This is a genomic window from Dethiosulfatibacter aminovorans DSM 17477 (assembly GCF_900142005.1).
Lineage (GTDB): Bacteria > Bacillota > Clostridia > Tissierellales > Dethiosulfatibacteraceae > Dethiosulfatibacter > Dethiosulfatibacter aminovorans.
In genome coordinates this window covers 46,579-70,999 of record NZ_FQZL01000006.1, presented here as the reverse complement: position 1 = coordinate 70,999, position 24,421 = coordinate 46,579, and the positions used below count along the sequence as shown (strand labels likewise).

Sequence of the window (24,421 nt, the reverse complement as noted above, 5' to 3'; positions counted from 1 at the left end):
TAGTTATCCTCCTAAATTTAAATCATATGTATTCTAGCAGAAAAGTCCAATCCTTTCAAGTTATACGTTAAGGATGGATTTTCCGTCACTGAGATAATGTCTCTTGTACATAAGCTCGATGCTTATATTGTCTGAAGTCAAATCCCTGAGTTCCGTTTTTACGCCTTCATATTCTTCAACTTCTACAATTAATTCGATATTCACCTTTTCAAGGTAATCCCTCTGGGACACGTGGATTCCTGTGTTATTGAGATAATTGTCTATTTTACCCAGCAATGTGTAGTCAACTGAAATCCTGAAGCACGCAAATTCCCTTGCTTCAGCTATAATGCTCTTTTCCACGGCAAGTTTGGCTGCTTTTGAATAGGCCCTTGCCAGTCCGCCCGTACCCAGCTTTATTCCTCCAAAATATCTGGTTACCACGACCAGGATGTTTGTAAGTTCCATGCTTTTCATATAATTGATTATGGGAATTCCCCCGGTACCGCTTGGCTCACCGTCATCGGTATACCTCTGGATGTTTGACTTCTCACCAATTATATATGCATATACATTGTGTCTTGCATCCCTGTGCTTCGTTTTTATTTCCTGTATATGTGCGGCAGCCTCTTCCTCGGTTTCAACCGGAAAGGCATAACCTATGAACTTTGACTTGCTTATGGTTATTTCATCACTTTCGCTTTTCAATATTGTTTTAAAACTCGCTGTCATTTTTCTTCTCCCTGAAATACCTGTCATAAAGCTTTTCTCTCGTCTTAAACACTACTCTTGTGCCGCTTTCAAGGTATTCCCTTTCTATTATTTCCGTCTTGTTTTCAACAATCTGCAGTTTTTCATACTCGTTGTAGCCTATATTTAGTTCATATGTGCCTTCTTCTCCGAACAAATTGTAAAGTATTTTTCCAACAAGGATGTCAACGTTGATATCGGACTTTGCAGAAATATAGGTACCCGTCTTGCCGTCATAGTCGAGATTGCTGTCGTCGATCTTGTTGTAGACTTCAAGCATGGGTATATCTGCAGCCTCTATTTCCTTGAGGACTTCTTCCGTAGTGGATTTTTGCACCTGCAGGTTTTCATTGGTTATGTCTATAAGGTGGATTATCAGGTCGGAATAGTTTATTTCCTCCAAGGTACTCTTAAATGACTCCACAAGCAAAGTCGGAAGCTTGCTGACAAAACCTACCGTATCCGTAACAATCACTTCAAATTTTCCCGGCAGCACAAGCTTTCTGTTCTCAGTTGTCAGCGTTGCAAAAAGCTTGTTGTAGACATATACTTCCTTATCCTTTTCAACTCCGTATTTTGCAATGAGCGTGTTTATTAATGTAGACTTTCCCGCATTTGTATATCCTACAACGGATACTATTGGAATATTGTTCTTCAATCTGCTTTTTCTGTTGACATCCCGTACAGCTACGGTTTTCCTGAGCTGTTTCTCAATTTCATATATCCTTCTTTCTATATGCCTTCTGTCTGTCTCCAGTTTCTTTTCTCCAGGCCCTCTCGTACCGATACCGCCTCCCAGCCTTGACAGTTCGATTCCCCTGCCCTTCAGCCTCGGTGTTGTATATTTAAGCTGGGCAAGTTCGACCTGGAGCTTGCTTTCCTTCGTCTTCGCCCTCAAGGCGAATATGTCTAGGATCAGCATGGTTCTGTCTATTACCCTCAAGTCCGTTACCTTTTCTATATTGTTGATTTGCGACCCTGTTACTTCATCGTTTATCACCAGGAGGGTGGCACCAATTTCTTCCGCCAGCAGTTTGATTTCTTCCACCTTTCCCTTGCCGAAATACGTTGCTGCATTGTATTTGTCAAGCTCCTGAACTAAAGAACAGGCAACTTCACCGCCTGATGCTTCCACAAGATTCTTGAGTTCTTCCATTTCATAATCCATGTCCTGTTTGCGCTGTTTTATTTTAACACCTGCAATTATACTTTTTTCCGTCAATTCAATCTCTCCTATTTTCATATGTCAAATCATCAAACAAACTGTTTGATGACTAATTTCCACTGGAATTTATTTATTATTTGAATAGTCGCTTAGTTGAATATACATTCTTCATGCGAACAGATTAATGTTATCACAGCCTGTAGCCATACACAAGTTAATGGATTAAAAATTTAATAATTATTTCATCATATTTGTGTTATAATAATTACTTGACGAACAGCATTGGAGGTTTATATGGCTAAGAAAAAGAAAAAAAGAAAGTTTAGTCTGGCAAGACTTATAATCTTAATATTAATAATTGCATTGTTTGCAGGTGCAGGAGCAGCGATTGGCATTGTTGCCGCCGCCGTAAGAAACGCACCTGAAATCGACCCTACAATAATACTGTCATTGTTGTCTGAAAGTTCCAATATAGTTGACGACAAGGGAAATGTAATAGAAATAATTCAAAGTACTGATGACAGGAAAATTGTAACCCTTAAAGAAATACCCGATTATCTGGAAGATGCATTCATATCAATAGAGGACCACCGGTTTGAAGAGCATTTTGGGATAGACCTTAGAAGAATAGCGGGTTCCATGCTTCACAACATCCAGGTCGGGGATTTGACAGACCAGGGTGCAAGTACCATCACCCAGCAGCTGGCAAGAAATTTGTACCTTACATTGGACCAGACTTTTGACAGGAAGTTCAAGGAAATGTATCTTGCCATAGAAATGGAGAGAGCATTGACAAAGGACCAGATTCTTGAATACTACCTGAATACAATACCCCTTGGACAAAGCAACAACGGTGTACAGGCCGCTTCGTTCGCGTACTTTTCAAAGGATGTAAGCGAATTGACAATTGCAGAATCAGCACTACTAGCTAGTGTACCGAAGGCAGTAACAAAATATGCCCCTTTCAAGAAGATACGCACAGGTGATGATACGGACATTGATCCCGAAGACATAGTGGGATATGTATATGTATCGGGAACAAAGTATTCCTGCATATATAACCAGGATGCCGTAGACAGGCAGCAGACAGTTTTATTCAGAATGCATGAATTGGGAAAAATAACAGACGAAGAATACGAGGAAGCCCTTGCACAGGATATAAGGGCAAGTTTGAATCCGGGACAAAAGAAAAATATTGAAATCTCATCATACTTTACAGACTATGTAAAAAGCCAGGTTATAGAAGATTTGGTGGCCGAATATGGATACACCTATGAAGATGCAGAATCACTGCTCTACACTGGCGGTCTTACAATATATTCGACCATGGATTTCGATGTTCAAAAAACTCTCGAGGAATCCTACAATAATTTTGCAGAGCTTCTTCTGGGAGATCTCGAAAGCGAAACAACCCCTTATGTAGAAGAATGGAAAGCCTTCAGCTGGAAAAGCGACGGCACAAGCACAGGCAACCTTGACGGTTATGAAAACATTTTAAACGAAAATGGAAGATATCTTTATTTCAAAAAGGGAAATCTGTTGGATGAAGGATATAATGTTGTATTGGGCCCTGATGAGTATACTTTTGATGAAAACAACAACCTGTTGATTGATTCGAAGAAATTCAACCTGTACTCCACCGTTGTAGATATTGTTGACTATTATACAATTGAAGATAATTTCCTCGTTACCCATGAAGTGGGCGGATTGAACATAGGAGAAAACTTCGAAATAGTATCTTCCTATGCCAACAAGGGAGAATTCAAACTGGACAGCAACTATCTTGAATCAATGGAGGATTTTTATACTATCGACTCGGAAGGAAATCTCATTATCAGCAACAGCAATTTCTTCTATGATGAAACAGGAATTTTCCAGCCTCAATCAGCAGCTGTCATAATGGACTACCATTCAGGCGAGATCAAGGCCCTCATAGGGGGTCGAAACATAACTGCAGGTAAGTCCTTCAACAGGGCTGTAAGTGCAGAAAGACAACCGGGGTCAACCATAAAGCCATTGTCTGTTTACCTTCCAGCTCTTGATACGGGCTATACTGCCGCATCCATAATCGATGACGTACCAAGATACAATGATGACGGACAAAGATGGCCAAAGAACTGGTATGAAAAACAGGCTTACAAATACTGGGGACTTACAACCCTAAGAAAATCGGTTGAATTTTCTCTTAATGTAAATGCAGTAAAAATGCTTGAAAATATAGGTTTTGACACTTCCCTGGAGTATTTGAACAAATTCAGGCTTGTCAACTTCGAGAATCCATCGGAGGACAGTTTCGTTACTCCAGAGGAGAACAGGTCCTACAACGACTTGAATCTCGCTTCAATGGCACTGGGAGGTCTTACAAAAGGATTCACTCCCCTGGATATGACTGCCGCATATGGAGCAATAGCAAACGATGGTGTTTATATAGAACCCTATGCATATACCAAGGTTGTTGACAGTAATGGAATAACGATACTGGACAAGGAAGCGGAAAGCAATTATGTAGTTTCTCCTCAGGTTTCATTTTTAATGAAGGACATACTGAGAAGTACCGTAACCCAGGGGTTGTCTTACAACGCTGCCCTTCCAGCTGAATACGGCATCGAGGTTGCAGGAAAGACAGGTACAACCTCCGACAACGGCGATATATGGTTTATGGGATTCTCTCCTTATTATGTAGGCGGTATATGGATTGGAAACGACGACTCACAGCTTAGGGTTGGAACGGGAAGTTCATCAACTGCAAGACTTTGGGGAAATATTATGAAAGAGGTCCATAAGGACCTTGAACCGCAGGAGTTCCTGAAACCTGAAGGAATAGTACAGGTAGCCGTGTGTTCCCAGTCGGGGCTTCTGCCTACGGAGCTTTGCGAGCACGATCAAAGAGGAAGCAGCGTCATAAATGAGTATTTTGTCAAGGGAACGGAACCAACATCATTCTGCAAAACGCATATAGAAGCAAATGTATGTACTCTTTCCGGAATGGCCCAAGGCCCATACTGCCCTCTGGACAGTCTGGAAAAGAAGGTCTTCATCACAAGGGAAACCCTTTATGATCCTATTCTGAATCCTCTGGAAAAAGACGAAAGCTATTATACACTTCTGGAAAACTACCAGATGTATCTGGAAATCAAGGAGCAGATAGCAAACAAGAATATGGATGATGCAACCATTGAAAATGTATACGGCGGTGTTGTGAAGATGTACGACGGGCAGATATCGCATATAAACGGGATAGCTGTTGAAGATCTTGTAATCAACGGACTGCTCACCCAGGACTACAATTATCAAATGCCTGTTGACGAATGTACATGGCATAATGTATACCACTGGAACGAATACCTTAATTCACAGGGCAGGAACACTTCGGACAATGACAGCAATGACTCCAGTGATATTGAGGAAGAAGCTGAAAATGACACTAGTACGAGCAGGAGTGATACAAGGGATATCGGCGAGGAAGAGGACGAATAGAACATAAATACATATCACCTAATATTTTAATATCAAATAAGAAAAGTTGGGACGAGGGTCTCAACTTTTTTAGTTTATGTAATTTGCGCCGTTCAGCACTTTAAATAATCAATAATTCCGACACGAACTACATAAACTCGACTAATGAAACAACATAGTTGATATCCATTTTTCACAGGTATCGCTGGTATAAGACATAACAAAAAATCCTCAAGTTTGTCACACTTGAGGATTTCGATTCGTATTGGTTGCAAGACTATATCATTAGTCTTCGTACAGATTGTTCCCTTCCGAGTCTATTACTACTATGACTGGGAATTTTTCGACTTTTAGCTTGAAAACGGCTTCGGCGCCAAGGTCTTCGTAGGCTATGAGTTCCTTTGATTTTATTGATTTTGAAATGAGGGCTGCGGCTCCGCCGACGGCTGCGAAGTAGACGGAGTTGTTCCTTTTTATTCCTTCCACAACTTCCTGGCTTCTGAGGCCTTTACCTATCATTCCCTTAAGTCCAAGGTCAAGGAGCTTGACTGCATAGGGATCCATCCTGTAGCTCGTTGTAGGTCCGGCAGGTCCTATTACGTATCCCGGCTTGGCGGGTGCAGGTCCAACGTAGTAAATGGTCTGGTCCTTCAATTCGAATGGAAGCTCTTCGTTCTTTTCAATGCTTTCCACTATTCTTTTATGGGCGGCATCCCTTCCCGTATATAGATATCCATTAAGGTATACCCTGTCTCCGGATTTTAGGGTCTTAACGGTTTCATCATTCAATGGAAGATTTATTTCCTTTATTGACATATATACCTCCTATATTTCCACACTGGCATGTCTATATGCATGACAGCAGATATTTACAGCTACAGGCATTCCCGCTATATGGGTAGGAAAATAATTGACATGGACTCCAAGACATGTAGTCTTGCCCTTCAGTCCGGCAGGTCCTATGTTCAGCTCATTGATTTTTCCGAAAAGTTCTTCTTCAAGGCTGCTGTATAGTTCATTAGGGCTTTTCTCCCCCAGTTCCCTGGTCAAGGCCTTTTTAGAGAGTATGGCGGCTTTTTCAAAGGTGCCTCCTATTCCGACTCCTACAACTATGGGCGGACATGGGTTTGGTCCTGCAATTTTTACTGTTTCCATTACAAAATCCTTCACGCCTTCTACTCCATCGGCAGGCTTGAGCATTTTTATCCTGCTCATGTTTTCAGAACCAAAACCCTTTGGAGCAACAGTTATTCTCACTTTGTCCCCTTCAATATAACTGGTATGTATTACTGCAGGAGTATTGTCTCTGGTGTTTACCCTGTTGAATACAGGATCGTTAACGACTGATTTTCTCAAAAAGCCTTCGTCATAAGCTTCTCTTACACCCTGGTTTATTGCATCTTCAACAAATTCACCTTCAAGAAAAACATCTTTTCCTATTTCCATAAATACAACTGCCATTCCTGTATCCTGACACATGGGAATGCTTTCTTCTTTTGCTATCATATCATTGTCGATTATCTGGTCCAGAACATATTTTGCAGTCTCGCTCTCTTCCTTTTCCCTTGAGGACTTAAGAAGTTCAATCATATCGTCTCCAATATCATAGCTTGCTTTGATAAAAAGATTCTTAACATTCTTTTTGATCTCGGAAGTATCAATTTTTCTAATCATAAAATCTCCTTAGTATTATTTGTCGTTTATTTGAATTGTTTTCAGCATCTGTCAATTTTAAGGTTAGGATATGCATTCAAGGTACTTTCTGAAAATTCATTCTTCAGATACTTGTAATAGGCTGCACAACCTATCATTGCTCCATTGTCCGTACACAAGATTCCAGGCGGATAACTGAAGTCAAAACCTCTTTCCTTTGATGCCTTTTCCATAACTTCCCTTAGTCTGGAGTTGGAAGCTACACCACCTGCCATGGTTACCTTCTCTATTTTATATTTTTTTGCTGCTTCTATTGTCTTTTTAACAAGGACATCCACTACGGCTTCCTGAAAACTTGCTGCTACATCTTCAACCCTGTAATCCATTTTCTTCATTGCCATTCGGTTTTGATAATTCAAAACTGCAGACTTCAAACCGCTGAAGCTGAAGTCAAAGGAATCCTTTTCAAGCATGATTCTTGGAAAGTCTATTGATTCCCTGTCCCCTTCAGTAGAAATCTTGTCAATAAGAGGCCCTCCGGGATATCCCAAGCCAAGAGACCTTGCAACCTTGTCATAAGCTTCGCCAGCAGCGTCGTCCCTGGTTTTGCCTACAACCTCGTATTCCCCGTATTCCTTGACCACTACCAGATGGGTATGGCCTCCCGATACAACAAGAGTCAAAAACGGAGGTTCAAGATCCTTGTTTGATATAAGATTTGCACATATATGTCCTTCTATGTGGTTTACTCCTATGAGAGGCTTGTTGATTGCATAAGACAAAGCCTTCGCAAAATTTATGCCTACCAGAAGAGCTCCAACAAGACCCGGACCATAGGTTACTGCCACCGCATCAATCTCTTCAAGACCAGTTTTCGCTTCCTTGAGTGACTCTTCAAGTACACCGTCAATAGTCTCAATATGTTTCCTGGATGCAACTTCTGGCACAACTCCGCCAAAAGTCTTGTGTATGTCTATCTGTGAATATATTATATTTGACAATATTTTTCTGCCATTTTCAACTACGGATATTGATGTTTCATCACATGAAGTTTCAATGGCTAGTATTTTTATTTTCTGCATATCAATTTTACGGTGCTGACCGTAACTCCTTACTGATTTGCTGCTATATCAGCAGCAAGTATTTTATCTTTTTTAAATGTCCTTTTTGCATTTCTCAAATAACAAAAAGCAACTATCTTGTCATCATCAATGGACAGAACCCTTATTTCCCTTTCTGTGATGACACCCTTGTTGTCATAAATGATTCTGATAATGGCTTTCTCATGTAAAGATTTTTTCAAATAATATTCAATCACGGAATCATCCTTTCAAGAAAATTGTGGTTTTTTATCTATTTGGGAAGATGATCCAGGGGGTTATATGCGCTTGCATATCTCTGATAGAACCCTATCAGTTTTCCGTCCTTGTCCCTTACCGCCCTGAGGTACAGTTTACTGTTCACTTTATGGCTTTCATAAAGATACAGTTCATCTTCTCCAGATTCCATCAAGTCCTTGAAGGCCTTTCTGAGTGTTTCCTTGGCTTGCGGAGGATGACAGTGGTAGATGTCCTTGTCTATAAGATTTTTAATCCTTCTTCTGACATAGTACTCATCCTTTGCCCTTTTATTCAAATATTTTATTATACAGTTTGTATCAACAAATATCACCGGATACTCTATGCTGTCAAGTATCGCTTCCATTATTTCCATTTCATTCATTTGTACTCCTCCTAAATTGCCATTAATGCAAAGCCTGCAGATATCAATATCCAGGAAAACCACGTTCCCAGTATAAAAACAGCAGCCTTTCCGTAGTTTACTCTGTATATCTTTGATATTCCAATTACTGCCAGTATTTCATACCATATTACAAATATGTCAAACTCCTTTAGAAGCACGCTGGCAATACCGACACTGCCACCAAGTTCCATGATTGAGCCGGGACTGAAATCAAATCCATAGTGACCAATGAGAACTGCGGTTATAGATGCTATGAGGGCACCTGCAGCTGCAGGCAAATATGCATAGGATATGACGGTCAACGAATCCTTCAGTTTTCCGAAACCTCCAAAGGATGCTATTCCATTGACCAGATACGATTTAATAAAGATAACTATCATCGGTGCCAGGCTCGATACCAGAATACTTGTTATTCCCTGCATCCTTAGTTCTCTGGCCAATTCATCCTTTGAGACATCACCGACACTTTGTAAAATAGCGGCATAATGTTCCATATAAAGGTTTTTTACAATTATTGACGATATTATTGCCATTATAAAAACTGCCGCCAAAGGTAAAATGAAGTTTTTTTCTTCCCTTGAAGCCAGTTCATCGAAAAACGCTACAGGTTGAATAATAAGATTCTTAAAGTCTTTAACAGTATTCAAAAAACCACCTCAAAAAAGTTCTTTTGTCATAATTATTGCATCTTCTTTTGGATTCTTATAGTAATCTTTTCTGAATCCCATTATTTCAAATCCGTATTTCTTGTATAGTTCAATTGCCGGAGTGTTGGCCTTTCTAACTTCAAGGGTCAGGTAGGTGACAGACAGTTCCTTTGCAATTTCAATAGACCTGTCCATTATGAGACTGGCATATCCTTTTCTTTGACAATAAGGATCTACGGCAATATTGTTTATATGCATTTCGTCCAAAACCTTGAATAGAGAGATATATCCTATAACAGCATTGTTTTCCAGCAATACGTACAAGAATGTGTTGTCATTGTACATTTCGGAAAGAAACATGTTCTTTGACCATGGAACAGTAAAACATTTTTTTTCAACTGTCATTATTCCATCAAGATAATTTATATCCGCTTCAATGAATCTTATTTCGTTCATCCTTTAATCCTTCTTAAGATTTCTCTCTGCCTGAGAAGGTCTCAAATAATTTGGAGAAAAGTCCTTTGAATTGATCGTCAGACCTTTCAAGAATTTCCTGTAACCCAAAACACAAAGTGACCAGGCTTTAATGATGCTGTCATATTCATCTGCAACAAAAGCTTTATTGCCGAATATCTCTGTTATAAGCGACTCGTGCTTCATTGCACCATCTCCTGTAAAAATCATCTCTCTGTATTTTTCATTGGCAGTGGCAAGGAATTCCTGTATGGTACCTGCATCTATTTCCTCAAGCTGCTCCATCTCATCGCCTTTTTTTACATAAATTCCGTGAAAAACCCTGTCCCCTCTTGCATCAATAAGAACTGCAATTGGTATATCCACAGTTTTTATATTGTTGGCCAGGGCTTCCGTAGAGGCTATATTCACCAGCGGTATATTATCTTTGAATGCAAGACCTTTTGCAATGGCAGCGCCAATTCTTAATCCTGTATAGGAACCTGGCCCTTCATCTATTGCTATAAGATCTATGTCAGATATGTTTATGTCCAAGGATGACATCAGATTTTCAATCAGAGGCATCAGCTTTTCAGAATGGGTAAGCTTGTGGTTCAAGGTGAATTCTCCAAGAAGAGTGTTGTCTTCGACAATTGCACAGGATGCTGCTATGGATGATGATTCAATTCCTAAAATTTTCATTGTTTTCCAACTCCCCCAGCAAACATTCATAATATTTGCCTTTTCCTTCAATACTGAGCTTTCTCATACTGTCTTCAGCATTGAAACTTATATTTATATAAATACTGTAATCAGGAAGTATGTCCCTGATTCTTTCCGACCATTCAATAACAAAAAGACCATTTGAATATATATACCTGTCTATATCAAGATCATAGGCGTCATCAGAATTTTCAAGCCTATAGGCGTCCATGTGATAAAACTCCATATTTTCAGTGTATTCTTTTATTATACTGAAGGTTGGGCTTGTTATATAGTCTTCAATGTTTAAATGTTTTCCTATGAACTGTGTCAGAGTTGTCTTTCCCGCACCCAAGTCACCGTCAAGACATATAACCATTCCCGGTCTGTAGCAATTTGTTATTGACTTGGCCAATGTTTCCATATCGTCTAAATTTTTTATTAAAAGTTCTATCATATTACTTTCCTTAACAGCATGAGACCTACTCTTTGAAGGGCTATGCATTTTATCGTCTTCTATATAGTCTAAGAAAGTTAAAAATGCTTTCGCATTTAACGCAGCATAGCTGCTTTCTTGCAGCTTAGGAAAGTTAAATATGCATAAAACCTTGAAGCGTTGGTTTTGTGCGCTTAAGGAAACTTTCCTTCACAGCTTAATAAATGCTTTCGCATTTAACGCAGCATAGCTGCTTTCTTGCTAGAAAAAAAACATAAGTACATTATAACCATTTAATGGAATTTCATCAACTAAAAAATAAAATCATTGACACTTAATATACAAAATCATTTAGAAAAAGTAAAGACTCATAAAAAACCGTTTCTATTACCGGTCTTTCAATGAGTCTTTATTTTTCCGGTTCGACAGTTAATCCTATCTGTGAAGAACCGGCGATATCCTTTTGTATATAAGGATTGTAACTGCCGATACAATTATACCCTTTACAATATTAAATGGAACAACTGCAAAAAGTATAAATGATTTTAAATCGACTATGGATGAATTCAAGGCATTTCCCATATCGATGAAGACTTGGATCGGCATACCAAATACCTTTGCATAAACAGGCAACAACACAAAATAATTTGCCAAAGCCCCTACAACCGCCATCATCAATATACCGGCAACCATTCCTACGATTGCAGATTTCATGGATTTGTTTCTGCAATAGATTATTGAAGCCGGCAATACGAATGAACATCCAATGATGAAATTGGCAGCTTCACCCACTCCTCCGGTCACCGTACCGTTCAATGCAAGATTCAAAAGAACTTTTATAAATTCTATTATAACTGCAGGTATTGGACCAAGTGCAAATCCACCAATCAGGACAGCAACCTCGCTTAAGTCAAGCTTGTAGAATTCCGGTGCGAAAAACAATGGGAATTCAATAAGCATAAGAACTGCGGCGACTGCCGCCAATACGGATATTTTTGTCAATTCCTTGACATATCCTCTTTTCAAAGTATTTGTTTTTTGTGACATTTTACATCCTCCAAATCTGATTTTTCAGAGAATCTTCTGTAACAGTCTTTCTCGTCAGTATTGATCCGACGTTCAAGAGAGTGACAACTCCCAGAACCCGGAGTTGTCTTTCTCGTCAGTAACAAAAAAAATCCTCTGAAATCCTCAGAGGCGCGAATTGATAGTATAATAAAGCAATATACTAATCTCCTATCATCCAGACTTTAACTGTCGGTATCGGAATTGCACCGATTCAACCATAAGGTTCGCGGACTTTACCGCCGGTAGGGAATCACACCCTGCCCCGAAGATTCTAACATCATTATAGCACTAATTCAGTATTTGTCAACCAATTTCAAATACATATTCTGTTTTCAAATAAAAACGGCTGTGCAATAAGCACAGCCATTCACAATAACTAAAAATTTAATATCGAAGCATGTTGAATCGAACAGTTGATGTTTAAGCTGCTTCTTCCACTTTCTTTCCTACTGTCTTCACAAAAATTATTATGCCGGCTACACTTACTGCAAGTGCTATGACTGTACCGACAAGACTGTCAAGGGTTCCGACTATGATATATGATACCATGGCGAAACCTGCACCTGTCAGGGCATATGGCACCTGCGTCTTTACATGGTCAAGATGGTCCGAACCCGAAGCCATTGAAGACATGATCGTAGTATCGGATATCGGTGAACAGTGGTCTCCGAATATGGAACCGGATAGAACCGCACTGAGGGTTGCAAGTACTACAGGTGAAGTTGTAGGGTCTACAGATACGTAGGCGCTGGCAAGGGGAACCGCCAAGGGAACGACAATCGCCATTGTACCCCATGAAGTACCTGTAGAGAATGCAACTACACATGATATTGCAAAAACAAGTATCGGTAATAGAAGTTCCGGTACAGTATCTGAAACTACCTGAATCAGGAATTCTGCAGTTTGTACTTCGCCTACGACAGCTCCAATGGACCAGGCAAGTATCAGTATGACTGAAGTAATGAACAGTGACTTGCATCCTTCAATCCACGAATCAAACACTTCACCAAGATTCATGATTTTTCTCGAGATGGCAAGAATTCCAGCCGCTATACTTCCAAGAACTGCAGCCCATATTAGAACTACTGAAGCATCTGCGTTTCCAAAACATTCCCTGATTGCAGTCCAGGGTATCTCACCTTCCCCAAGAACCCATCCGTTATACCATAATCCCAGAAATGCCGAGATTACAAGAGTTGAAATTGGAACAACTGCATTTGAAACCTTGAGCTCTATTTTCCTGTTGTCCTTAAAATCTCCAAAGTCAAGATTCGACATAGGCTTTGCACCGTCAGCGAGGACTTTGCCGGTAGTTCTGGCTCTTTTCTCCGCCTCGTACATCGGTCCAAATTCCCTGCCTTGAATAATAAGGGTGTAAATCAAAACCAAGGTGAAGATATTATAGAATGCATATGGTATGGTTTTGATGAAAACGATAAAGAAGTTTCCTTCTACACCCATTCCAGTAAATACATCGGCAATAAGACCAATTTCATAACCGACCCAAGTAGAAATAGCTGCCATTCCTGCAACGGGTGCTGCAGTTGAGTCAACTATATATGAAAGTTTCTCTCTGGACACCTTCATTTTATCAGTCAACGGTCTCATTGTAGGTCCTACTATAAGGGTATTGGCGTAATCGTCAAAAAATACTACCATGCCCATGATTGTAGTGGCTATCTGGGCACTCTTTGCCGTTTTAGCCCTTTTTGCAAGGGAGTCGGCAATTGCCTGTGTTCCCTTCATTTTTCCAATGATGCCTACCATGCCTCCAATTGTAAGGGAGAATATGATAATGCCTGCATTCCAGCTGTCTGCCAGACTTCCAAGTATATAAGTATCAAGAGTTCTGAGAAATGATATGAAAGGATTGTATCCATTTAGCATCATGACCCCTGAAAAGACACCTATAAACAGTGACAGAATGACCTGCTTGGTTAAAAATGCAAGAGCTATTGCAAGTAAAGGCGGCAGCAATGACAGTATCCCGTAGGGACTGCCGCCGTCCTCGGCAAAAGCCGGTGTAATAAATAATAATAGCATTAAAATTACTAATCCAAATATTTTTTTGTTTGTTTTCATAACAAACCTCCTTGTGATTGTTCGACTCAACACCAGAAATACACATTGTATTTCACATAAAAAATATATGGTTATTTACCAAAATTATATCATATTATTTTGATATACGAAATATCATTTACCAATAATTATGAAAAATGCAAATTATACAACATCCTATATATGGAGCAAAAAAAAAGAGAAGTGTATTCACTTCTCAAACATTTTAAGGTTATATCTCATCATTAATGATTTCAAATATTTCATCATATCCGCTTATTTCGTAGTCAGCCTTTATTTCATCATCCAAGTGGTCGTACTCATTCCATTTTACAAGAATTGATTTCACACCTGAATTCCTTGCACATTCAATGTCAAATTCCGTGTCCCCTATGTAGATTGTCTCTTCTCGTTTTGCATTAAGTCCTTCAAGACATTTAAGCATGGGTTCCGGATGCGGTTTGTGGTTTTCACACATGTCAGCTGTCACTACACAAGAGAAATATTCCCTTATATGGTGCATATGGAGTATTTTCATTGTCGTATACTCCAATCTGGAGGTTACTATACCCAACTTGTATCCCTTGGCATACAACAATCTGACAAGTTCTTCAGCGCCATTGAAAAGCTTCATGTATTTTTCGAAATTTGCATAATGGTAATTTCTGTATTCTTCAACCACTGTTTCATAAGGTTCATCGAAATTGGCTGTTATCACATCCTGCAAAGTACCTCCGAAGGTGCTTCTAAGAACAGACTCTTCTTCTTCCCTTCCTTTAAATATCTTATATATGTGCTGAAAGGATCTTATAATCAGTTCTTCAGAGTCTGCCAGGGTTCCATCAAGATCAAATAAAATATTTTTAATCATTTTGTCACCTGCTTATTTATTTCTATAGTTCTTTTTCCTGTCATTTTCTGAAAGGAATTTTTTCCTCAATCTCAGGCTGTTTGGAGTTACTTCCAGAAGTTCGTCTACTTCAATGAACTCCAAGGACTCCTCTAGATTCATTTTCTTGTATGCAATGATCTTGGCGGCGTCATCTGAACCACTTGCTCTCATATTTGTGAGTTTCTTGTTTTTGCAGGGATTTACAGTCATATCTTCATTTCTGCTGTTTATTCCTATTATCATCCCCTCATAAACTTCCTGGGCAGGTTCAACAAAGAGCTGAGCCCTGTCGGAAAGGTTTGATAATGCATATGTCATGGCAGTTCCCGTTTCTATGGAAATGAGAACTCCGTTTTTCCTTCCAGGTATTTCTCCCTTGAAGTTGTCATATCTTTCAAACCTTCTTATAATGGTTCCTTCACCTCTTGTATCATTGATGAATTCGCTTCTGTAACCTATCAATCCTCTTGTAGGCACATCATAATTAAGTGTCGTATATCCATTTTCCTGAAGCATGTATGTGAGCTCTCCCTTCCTGAGGTTCAGCTTCTGGATTACAGCTCCGCTATATTCATCCGGAACTTCAAGGAATACTTTTTCTATGGGTTCCATTGTTTTTCCGTTTTCCTTGTGGAAGATAACTTCAGGCTTTGATACTGAAAGCTCATATCCTTCCCTTCTCATATTTTCTATCAGGATGGAAAGATGGAGTTCTCCTCTCCCCGATACCTTGAAACCTTCAGCATTGTTTGGGATTTCTTCAACCTTCAAACCAACATTGACTTCAAGTTCCTTTTCCAGTCTTGCCTTTATATGTCTTGTGGTAACAAATTTACCATCTCTGCTGGAAAACGGTGAAGAGTTTACAAGAAAGTTCATGGATAGAGTAGGCTCTTCAATATTAATCATCGGCAGCGGTTCAACCTTGTCCGGAAGTCCTATTGTCTCCCCTATGGATATGTCGCTCAGTCCTGAAATCACTACTATGTCACCGGATAATGCTTCCTTGACGGAAATCCTGTTGAGTCCCATATATGTAAAGAGTTTTCCAACCTTGCACTTTTCCAGCTCTCCATTTCTTTTATAAACCGAGACATTCTGTCCTTCTTTAATTGATCCCTTGAAAATCCTGCCTATACCAAGTCTTCCTATGTACTCATCATATGCAAGGGACGAGATTTGAATCTGCAGGTTTTCTTCATTCAGCTGCGGATAACAATCTGCATGCTTTAGTATTGTGTCAAACAAAGGTATTATATCTTCATTGTCGTCATCCAGTTCATATTTAACTATTCCATCTCTGGCAACACCATAAAGAATAGGGAAATCAAGTTGTTCCTCGTTGGCATCAAGCTCGACGAAAAGGTCGAATACCTCGTCTACAACTTCTTCTGCTCTCTGGTCTTTCTTGTCTATCTTGTTTATCAATAAAATAGGCTTAAGTCCCATTTCCAATGATTTCTGAAGAACAAACCTTGTCTGCGGCATTGGTCCTTCCGAAGAATCGACAAGAAGTATTACAGTGTCTACAGTCTTGATTATCCTTTCAACTTCGGATGAAAAATCGGCGTGTCCCGGTGTATCTACAATATTTATTTTAGTATCGTTATACAGAACAGAACAGTTCTTGGAATAGATTGTTATTCCTCTTTCTCTCTCCAGATCGTTGCTGTCCATAACACAGTCAACTACTTCTTCATTGTCCCTGAAAACACCGCTCTGCGATAGGAATGCATCTACAAGAGTTGATTTTCCGGCATCAACGTGAGCTATAACAGCTATATTTACAATTTTGTTATTCATAGTTTTTTTATTAAACTTCCTTTCTTATAGTTTAAGAAAGTTAACTGTGCATAAACCCTTGAAACGCTGGTGTTATGCTGTTAAGGATACTTTCTTAAACCTCTTGATAAATACTTGCGTATTTAAAGCAGCGAAGCTGCTTCCTTGACATACTTTTATAAGTTTAATACTAATTCGTAGAATAAGCAAGATATTTTTGTCAAACAATAGTTAAGCTATGGTAAAAGAATAGTGAAACTGTGGATAAACAATGGTTGAACAATGGCAGGACATTATTGAAGCCGCGGCAGGGGAATGGAAAAGTCTTGATGAAGAATAGACAGATAAATATTTGAGAGAAGAATTAAAAAGCGCAGTATATCAGCAAGTTCTCGATTAATAGGAGGCTGACATGCTGCGCTTTATTGTTTTCTACATCTTTTCAGGTTCTTCAGCTTCGTAACCGTTCAAATCAATAGTGATTTTCTTGATCTTCTGCTCTTCTTTCGGCTTGTCTCTGAAGTCTGTTTTAGTTTCAGCAATCTTGTCTACTATGTCAAGGCCTTCTGTTACCTTTCCAAATGCAGCATAACTGCCATCGAGGTGAGGTGACTTCGCATGCATCAGGAAAAACTGAGAACCTGCAGAATTGGGATTCTGCGCTCTGGCCATTGACAGGACACCTTTGTCATGCTTCAAATCGTTGTCGAAGCCATTTGCCTTGAATTCACCCTTGATGCCGTATCCGGGTCCGCCTGTTCCAGTACCTTGCGGACACCCTCCCTGTATCATGAATCCTTTTATGACTCTGTGGAAAATCAATCCGTCATAGAATCCTTTATTTACAAGAGATACAAAGTTCTTAACAGTATTTGGAGCTATATCGGGATACAGCTCCCCTATCATTACATCTCCATTTTCCATTTCAATTTTAAAAATCGGATTACCCATAATTCCTCCATTTTATTTTATTTTTAACTTCTTGATGATACCTGTGAAATTTTCAAACCTGGAGTCTGAAATCCCGCTGTAGTTTTCATCATCGTTAAATTTATCTATGTAATTATATACGAAGTTTTCTGCTTCGTCATAAAAACCAATATTATACAGCGAATAAGCAATGTTTGTAATGTACTTCTCTATAATATCAAATTCAACATCATAATCAATTGTTTCTTCTTCTTGAATTTCAAGCTGCTCATTTTCCTCAATATTCAAATCAATGAAGTCACCGGAAATCAAGTCAAGGTCTTCATATCCTAATATCATTTCATAGAGTTCAGCAAATTTTTCATTCTTATTATAATAATCCATGAGCAAAAAATCAATATCCGCTTTCAGAGTGTCATCTTCTATCCTTTTTCTGGTTTTTTCCAGATATATGGCCATTTTCTTGTCAAGATCATAGTTTACCAGTTCATGAAGAAGTATGAGCTTTTCTTCAATTCCAATGCTTGTGTTGAAAAGCATGGAATCCAGGATTGCGTTGCTGTGTAAAAGCTTGACTTCATCTGTAATATCATCATTGAGCAACAGGTAGTAATGAACGCCAATCTTGTTGAAATAATCATTTTCATCAAGTTCCCTCAATGTCCTTACGGGATTAAGGTCATACAAGGGTTCATCTTCAGGGAAGATATAGCCTCCAAATTCCAAATATTCTATAGTTGTTACCGCTTTTATGTATCTGAAATCATCTTCCGTCAAGTTGTTGTTTTCATAATTGAAAAATAATGGAAACTCGCCTAGATAATCATTGTTGAAATAAGTTACTCCATCCAGATAGCCATTCTTTGAATATACGGCTTCCTTGAATATTCTTTTAGAAACCACTGCAGCTTCAGCTCTAGTCAAGTTCGTATCAGGTCTGAACATATTGTCGCTGAATCCCAAGTAAATTTCATTATTGAAAAGTTCCTTGAATATATCTGCAAACTTGTCGTCAGCATCAATATCATAAAAAGGCAGATCTTCATTGTCAACTGAAGGCAATGACAATACCGAAGTAAGCAAGGCCGCTTCATATCTCGTTATGAATCTGTCCGGTTCAAGGCTTTCTTCCGGGAAAATGTCCTTGAGGGTTATATTTATCCTATGGGTTCTTTTCATGTAATTATCAATGGACATAATATATGTATATGCCCAATGATTCAAGTCAATATCTGCATATTCTGCATCTCCTGTCATATCAATACCGAGTATCCCGTTTTCATTCCCTATCTTATATATTATTTTAATGAATTCGCTGACTGTAACGTTGTTGTCCGGCCTGAATGTCCAATCTCCATATCCATTGAAAATATTCAAAGAATTCGTTGCATAATAAATATCGTCCTCTGCCCAATGATCATATATATCAAAGTAATACACATCGGCTCCAGCGCTTACAGTCATTAATACAGTAATGACTAATGCTATAATCAGCACTTTGATTTTCTTCATAATATCACCTCAAACCCTTTTCATGCGGCAAAACCGCTTTCTTGATAAATTTCTTTATTAACTGTATTTCGCTGCTGTCAAAACCAAGATAAGAGTATAGTTTTAAATCTATATTATCACAGTTTTTACCATTATAGCATCCCATACGGTCATTTTCAAAATACGGAAGCTTTAAAATATTATAGGGATAGTACTCATAGAGATCCTTCCCTATTTTTTTCGAAGTAACCTTAACCAGGAATTCAAAAATCTCAGAATTCAGATAGCCAAGACACTCTTTTAAATTCAAATCATCAGACAGACCGGTCATCATGTAAATATCGGCACTGAAGTAATTCCCTTGTCCATCTATTGCGAACCTGTTTTCAGATGACTTGTATGGAAAAAGAATCTTTTGTGTTTCAAACTGACTTCTGTCTCTTCCCCATTGAAGGTCAAACCATCTTCTATAGCCTTTCCTGCATTCCCGCCTTTTTTCAAGTCTTTCCTTGAATCTTTCAAGATAATCCCTTGTATTGGGAAAGTCTTCTATTTCTATATCATTGGTGTAAATTAGCTTTAGCCTCTTGGTGTCATTGATTTCATACTTCTTCAAGGCACTCCCCTTTAGCCAGTCAACAAGAATATTTTCTTCAAGTCCATATTCCTCTATTGTTTCCTTCGATACAACAAATGCCTTATCATAGCCTGTGATAATCCCCTGGTTTATTTTGAAATGATCTCCTATAGTTGTCGCCGACCTGGAAATAATTTTCCCATACAAGCTTTCTATTTCCTTTTCCAGAAGTCTCCAGGGATTTTCATTCAAGTCTTCTTTTGATACTGAAAATTTCGAGTTTCCAGGAATGTTTACGACCTCAACTTCCCGGCATTCACCGGATTTTACAAGGCTGATGATCACCGGACTCACTCCTGTATTTTTAAACAAGGTTATGCCGGCATAATCCACTATTCTATTTATTCCATAATTGTTACCTATGAATTTCCTTAGTTCTCTTGCATTGTCCCCTTCAATGAAGTATCTGGATGTAATAAATAGGAGCTTTCCTGAAATATCAAGTTCCTCCAGTGCTTTCTCAAAGAAACAGTATGAAATATCCGACTTGTCATTGTATACTGAAAATTTGCCGTTTAATGCTTTCTTGTATTCAATTGCCAGATTTTTATGCCCTATATAAGGCGGATTTCCAATTATTGCATGAACCTTACTTCTTATATCACTAAAAAGATAGTCTTCGTTTCTAATGTCGGGGCAGCATAATGATTTGCCGGCAATATTAATACCGGCAGTAGTCAATATACAGGAGAAACCGTCTATATCATAGCCCATAAGATTGTTTTCAATGATATGCCTGTCTATATCCTTTCCGCTTATGCCATGATTTTCAATGATCAAATCCTCGTTTTTGTCGTAAACTTCTCTAAGTTTTTTATACAATGCCACCAGAAAATATCCGCTTCCGCAGGCAGGGTCCAAAAAACTGATATATGGATTTTCAATGAATTCTTTTTCATCAACTATTTCATCAACCATCTCATCCACTGTATCCGACGGAGTATAGACCTGCCCGTACTTTTTCTTCAGTTTCAGAGGTATGATTTTTTCATATACTTCACCTGGAGTCATCAATTCTTTTTTGCATGTTTTTCCAAAAACATTTGACAGGGAGCCTTTTATTGAATAAAATTCTTTAAGAGTATAAAAAGATTTAATTTTTTCTCCGTCGATGTATTCACTGTAGAAATAATTGATATATTCAAAAACAATGTATCGTATCATATCAATATTTTCCGGATCAGATTTAATTATTGTTTTCAACTCTTTTATTAAAGACATGTCGAACTCCTAAGAAAGTGAGGTTTATATGAAAAAAAATATACTTGCAATATTACTTCTGTGCATTGTCATGTTATGTGGCTGTACAGACGATGTAAAAAATGAACATGACACAGAAACTGTAAATGAAATTTTAAACTATGTTAACATCAACATCAAGGATTTTCAGAACATTGAATCAAGGATAATAAAAAGATACAACGACATGGAATACGATATTGATAACGAAAATGAAATAATCGATGCATTGAAAAATGAAATACTTCCTGAATACAAGGAACATTTCGAGAATCTATCAAATGTTGCAATTAAAAATGACGAAATCAAAGAAATACACAGCATTTATCTTCAATCTGCAAAATATCAATTGGAGGCATTCGAACTTTATCTATCATATATCGAGAATAAAAACTACAGTGATTTGAAGTCCGTAAATTCCAAAATCAATTCATCCAATGAATACTTCAAATTGTTTAAGAAAAGCCTTGTTGAATTTGCAGACAAACATGAAATTCCATACAATTGATCATGATCGGTTGAATATGTAAAAACATTGAAAAAGCGGTATTACCGCTTTTTTCATATTTTTGCAGTCTATCAGACTATTCCTTCGCCATACCTTTTTTGAGTTCATTTTCAAAATACAAACTCATGCTTGGGAATGCAAAATCCACTTCTTCCTTATGGAACAGTTCCATGATTTTCAGATTGATTCTTTCCACTACTTCCATGAATTCATTGTAGTCAAGCTTTGTTGCATAATAGCTTATCAATATGTCAAGACTGCTTCCGCCAAATTTTTCAAATCTAACTATTATTCCATCATTTTCTACATCTGTTTCTGAAATAAGAAGTTCCTTTATTCCCGAGATAATCTTTCTGATTTTCTCAGGCTTTGTTGAATAGGTCACACCTACATAATGCCTTTGACGCCTCGATCCCCTTCTTGAATAATTGTGAACCGTACCGTCTGTAAATGCAGCATTCGGCATGGAAACCAGTCCCTTGTCAAATGCTCTTAGCTTGGTACTTCTCAACCCTATATCCTCAACTATTCCTTCAATGTTGTTAATTATTATGATGTCTCCTATGTTGAAGGGACTGTCCATATATATTATTATTCCGCCAAATATGTTTTTAAGGGTATCCTGGGCCGCCAGTGCAAAAGCTATACCACTTATTCCAATACCTGCAAGAAGACTCTGTACCTTTACATCAAACTCTGTCAATATTATAAGGATGGCAATGATTATAACTACAAGCTTGATTATTTTGCTGATAAGTGTATTAACCTGTTTCTGCCTGCGATCTTCACTTCGCTTGATGACATAGGCATTAAAATATGCTTCAACAATTCTTATCATTGTCTGCGCAGCCATAAATACAAAAAGACTTTTGTAGACACTCAACAAAAATGACATTAAATTCTCATTGAAAGGCAGGGTTATAAGAGCAAAAAAAATACCGGTTGCCAATATGATTATAGACAAAGGTTTCTTCGTCTTTTCTATCATTATGTTCAGGACTTTAAGCTTTTTAAACGCCCTGCTCATCCATTTAATTATTTGTGTTACAAACAACCTTCTCAGTACAAGCACGATCAGAATTATTAGAAATACTTTACCGATTTCACCCATAGTGGGTATTCTTGAAAAAATAAGTTCAGTCATAGTGTTCTCCTACTTTCTTGCAGTCTAAGAAATTTAAATTTCTGCGACCTCTTAAAAAATGCTTACGCATTTTACACAGCGTAGCTGCTTTCTTGTAGTCTAAGAAATTTAAATATGCATAACACCTTGAAGCGTTGGTGTTATGCGATTAAGGAAAATTTCTGCGACCTCTTAAAAAAGGCTTACGCATTTTACGCAGCGTAGCTGCTTTCTTGTCATATAATTATACTATATGAGTATACAATAATAAAGACACGAAATCATTATAATTGTTGAAAAACAAGGGAGAATCTTTGTAAAAGCAAGATTCTCCCTGATTCTCAAGACTACCATTATAAACTCTGCCTATTGTCTCCTTAATGCTTCTACAGGAGGAAGATTTGATGCAATGAAAGCAGGATATACTCCAAAGAGCAGACCTGAAGTCAAGGCTACTATCGTTGATATCTTAACGGCTTCAAGGCTTATTACAGCTTCAAACCCCTTTGACTCAAACAGGTTTATGAGCCATATTCCCACAACTATGCCTACAAGACATCCAATAATACTGACATAGAATGCTTCCAGTATGAACTGAAGAAGAAGGTCTGACTTCTTGGCTCCCAGAGCTCTTCTTACTCCGATTTCCCCGGTTCTCTCACTGACTGCAACAAGCATTATATTCATTATGCCAAGGCCGCCTACGAGAAGAGATACTGCAGCAATGCCTCCAAGCAAAAGTGTCATTATCCTGTTTGCATCGTTAGCTTCCTCTACAAGCTGGTTAAGGCTTGTAATGGTCAGTATGTCTTCCCCTTTTGAGAAAATTTCGTCTTTCTTATCTTCAGGCTCCTCCACAGACACTTCCATGGTGTCAATCATTACATCACCTGAAACACCTTCATTTCCGTTTCCTCCTTCACTGTTGACATTTGTAAAGGATGTTCCATTTATTTTTCTTGTATATATTCTACCCAACTGAACTATGGCAAGAGCTGTATTTTCTTCATTTGAAGCCTTACCCCAAATTTCATCCACGTTTCTCTTGTCATTGAGTTTTTGCGAAGTTGAATACGGAATGATTATCTTGTTGTCAATATCATCCCCCTTTCCTTTTCCCTTTGGAGCCATGACACCGATTATTCTAAAAGTCAGATTATCGATGTTTATGGACTGTCCTACAGGACTTCTCCCATTAAGCAGTGAAACTGCAACATTGTATCCCAAGACACAGACCGGTGACCTTTGGTCAACGTGGAGGGACGAAAAGAAGTTTCCTGACATAACCTCGTGATCCTTGATAGCCGGATACATATGATTTACACCAAGAACGTCAATCTCTCCTCTTGTTCTTCTCCACTTGACATATTCTTCAGTCTGCACAACCGGTGTTGCATATTCCATTTCCTCGATTCTTTCCATCAAATCCTTGTGTTCATCGCTGGAGAATGAAAAAGTGTTTGTGTTTGTCTTCATCACTATTACATTTTGTCCAAGGCTTTCAAACTGTTCAACTACAGCCTTTCGTGCACCCTCTCCTATTCCCATGAGACTTACTACGGAAGCCACTCCTATTGTTATGCCCAATACAGTAAGGGATGTTCTAAGAAGGTTTGAAACCAGTCCCGAACCTGCCATTTTTGCAGTAAAATACAATCTGATGAAAAATGATTTAATACCGCTGTTTTTATCCATATCATCACATC

22 protein-coding genes and 1 riboswitch are annotated in these 24,421 nt (G+C 38.4%); of the genes, 2 read left to right on the top strand and 20 right to left on the bottom strand.

Annotation, left to right across the window (positions count from 1 at the left end; translation table 11 throughout):
• Positions 1-60: 60 nt before the first annotated feature.
• Both BUB05_RS03770 and hflX read right to left on the bottom strand, forming a co-directional pair.
• Positions 61-711, bottom strand: coding sequence for a YigZ family protein (locus tag BUB05_RS03770; protein ID WP_073047413.1), 651 nt, complete (start codon positions 709-711; stop codon positions 61-63).
• Positions 695-1,951, bottom strand: a complete 1,257-nt coding sequence (gene hflX, locus BUB05_RS03765; protein ID WP_245819740.1) for a GTPase HflX — start codon at positions 1,949-1,951, stop codon at positions 695-697. Before hflX ends, BUB05_RS03770 begins: the two co-directional genes overlap by 17 nt.
• Positions 1,952-2,188: 237 nt before the next feature.
• Here hflX and BUB05_RS03760 point away from each other — a divergent pair, with 237 nt between their 5' ends.
• Positions 2,189-5,371 (top strand): penicillin-binding protein 1A, encoded by a 3,183-nt coding sequence (locus BUB05_RS03760; RefSeq protein WP_073047407.1) that lies wholly within the window; start codon positions 2,189-2,191, stop codon positions 5,369-5,371.
• Between the two features lie 264 nt (positions 5,372-5,635).
• On the opposite strand, the gene BUB05_RS03755 is transcribed toward BUB05_RS03760, so the two are convergent.
• From BUB05_RS03755 to BUB05_RS03680, 16 genes are all read right to left on the bottom strand, one after another.
• Entirely contained in the window at positions 5,636-6,166 is a 531-nt protein-coding gene (locus BUB05_RS03755) for a Fe-S-containing hydro-lyase (RefSeq protein ID WP_073047404.1), read from the bottom strand.
• A gap of 9 nt (positions 6,167-6,175) precedes the next feature.
• On the bottom strand, positions 6,176-7,024 hold the full coding sequence (locus BUB05_RS03750) for a fumarate hydratase (protein ID WP_073047401.1): 849 nt from the start codon (positions 7,022-7,024) through the stop codon (positions 6,176-6,178).
• Between the two features lie 41 nt (positions 7,025-7,065).
• On the bottom strand, positions 7,066-8,085 hold the full coding sequence (gene tsaD / locus BUB05_RS03745) for a tRNA (adenosine(37)-N6)-threonylcarbamoyltransferase complex transferase subunit TsaD (RefSeq protein WP_073047398.1): 1,020 nt from the start codon (positions 8,083-8,085) through the stop codon (positions 7,066-7,068).
• 29 nt (positions 8,086-8,114) lie between these two features.
• Positions 8,115-8,321, bottom strand: a complete 207-nt coding sequence (locus BUB05_RS03740) for a hypothetical protein (protein WP_073047395.1) — start codon at positions 8,319-8,321, stop codon at positions 8,115-8,117.
• A gap of 35 nt (positions 8,322-8,356) precedes the next feature.
• Positions 8,357-8,725, bottom strand: coding sequence for a PAS domain-containing protein (locus tag BUB05_RS03735; RefSeq protein WP_073047391.1), 369 nt, complete (start codon positions 8,723-8,725; stop codon positions 8,357-8,359).
• Positions 8,726-8,736: 11 nt separating this feature from the next.
• Positions 8,737-9,393 (bottom strand): YIP1 family protein, encoded by a 657-nt coding sequence (locus BUB05_RS03730; protein ID WP_073047388.1) that lies wholly within the window; start codon positions 9,391-9,393, stop codon positions 8,737-8,739.
• 9 nt (positions 9,394-9,402) lie between these two features.
• A complete protein-coding gene (gene rimI / locus BUB05_RS03725) occupies positions 9,403-9,849 on the bottom strand; it encodes a ribosomal protein S18-alanine N-acetyltransferase (protein WP_073047385.1) in 447 nt (148 codons plus the stop codon).
• Between the two features lie 3 nt (positions 9,850-9,852).
• Positions 9,853-10,548: a tRNA (adenosine(37)-N6)-threonylcarbamoyltransferase complex dimerization subunit type 1 TsaB gene (gene tsaB / locus BUB05_RS03720; protein WP_073047382.1), complete on the bottom strand. Its 696-nt coding sequence runs from the start codon at positions 10,546-10,548 to the stop codon at positions 9,853-9,855.
• Positions 10,529-11,005, bottom strand: coding sequence for a tRNA (adenosine(37)-N6)-threonylcarbamoyltransferase complex ATPase subunit type 1 TsaE (gene tsaE, locus BUB05_RS03715; protein ID WP_073047378.1), 477 nt, complete (start codon positions 11,003-11,005; stop codon positions 10,529-10,531). The genes tsaB and tsaE overlap by 20 nt, the downstream gene beginning before the upstream one ends.
• Positions 11,006-11,419: 414 nt before the next feature.
• The gene (locus tag BUB05_RS03710; protein ID WP_073047375.1) at positions 11,420-12,031 is read right to left on the bottom strand and encodes an ECF transporter S component; all 612 of its coding nucleotides are present in this window, start codon (positions 12,029-12,031) and stop codon (positions 11,420-11,422) included.
• Positions 12,032-12,211: 180 nt separating this feature from the next.
• Positions 12,212-12,326: riboswitch (FMN riboswitch) on the bottom strand.
• 146 nt (positions 12,327-12,472) lie between these two features.
• Positions 12,473-14,134, bottom strand: coding sequence for a Na+/H+ antiporter NhaC family protein (locus BUB05_RS03705; protein ID WP_073047372.1), 1,662 nt, complete (start codon positions 14,132-14,134; stop codon positions 12,473-12,475).
• A 211-nt stretch (positions 14,135-14,345) separates the two neighbouring features.
• A complete protein-coding gene (locus BUB05_RS03700) occupies positions 14,346-14,984 on the bottom strand; it encodes an HAD family hydrolase (RefSeq protein WP_073047369.1) in 639 nt (212 codons plus the stop codon).
• A 12-nt stretch (positions 14,985-14,996) separates the two neighbouring features.
• A complete protein-coding gene (typA, locus tag BUB05_RS03695; RefSeq protein WP_073047367.1) occupies positions 14,997-16,808 on the bottom strand; it encodes a translational GTPase TypA in 1,812 nt (603 codons plus the stop codon).
• A 411-nt stretch (positions 16,809-17,219) separates the two neighbouring features.
• Positions 17,220-17,738, bottom strand: a complete 519-nt coding sequence (locus BUB05_RS03690) for a peptidylprolyl isomerase (RefSeq protein WP_073047364.1) — start codon at positions 17,736-17,738, stop codon at positions 17,220-17,222.
• 12 nt (positions 17,739-17,750) lie between these two features.
• Complete coding sequence (locus BUB05_RS03685; RefSeq protein WP_073047360.1) at positions 17,751-19,229, bottom strand: S-layer homology domain-containing protein; 1,479 nt, start codon at positions 19,227-19,229, stop codon at positions 17,751-17,753.
• Positions 19,230-19,233: 4 nt separating this feature from the next.
• Positions 19,234-21,066, bottom strand: coding sequence for an Eco57I restriction-modification methylase domain-containing protein (locus BUB05_RS03680; protein WP_073047357.1), 1,833 nt, complete (start codon positions 21,064-21,066; stop codon positions 19,234-19,236).
• Positions 21,067-21,094: 28 nt separating this feature from the next.
• Between BUB05_RS03680 and BUB05_RS03675 the strand changes: the two genes are divergently transcribed.
• Positions 21,095-21,592: a hypothetical protein gene (locus BUB05_RS03675; RefSeq protein WP_073047353.1), complete on the top strand. Its 498-nt coding sequence runs from the start codon at positions 21,095-21,097 to the stop codon at positions 21,590-21,592.
• 76 nt (positions 21,593-21,668) lie between these two features.
• Here BUB05_RS03675 and BUB05_RS03670 read toward each other — a convergent pair whose 3' ends face one another.
• Both BUB05_RS03670 and BUB05_RS03665 read right to left on the bottom strand, forming a co-directional pair.
• Positions 21,669-22,736 carry a mechanosensitive ion channel family protein gene (locus BUB05_RS03670; protein WP_073047350.1) on the bottom strand — a complete coding sequence of 356 codons (1,068 nt, stop codon included), beginning with the start codon at positions 22,734-22,736 and terminating at the stop codon, positions 21,669-21,671.
• A gap of 345 nt (positions 22,737-23,081) precedes the next feature.
• Positions 23,082-24,410, bottom strand: a complete 1,329-nt coding sequence (locus tag BUB05_RS03665; protein ID WP_073047347.1) for an ABC transporter permease — start codon at positions 24,408-24,410, stop codon at positions 23,082-23,084.
• Positions 24,411-24,421 lie beyond the last annotated feature (11 nt).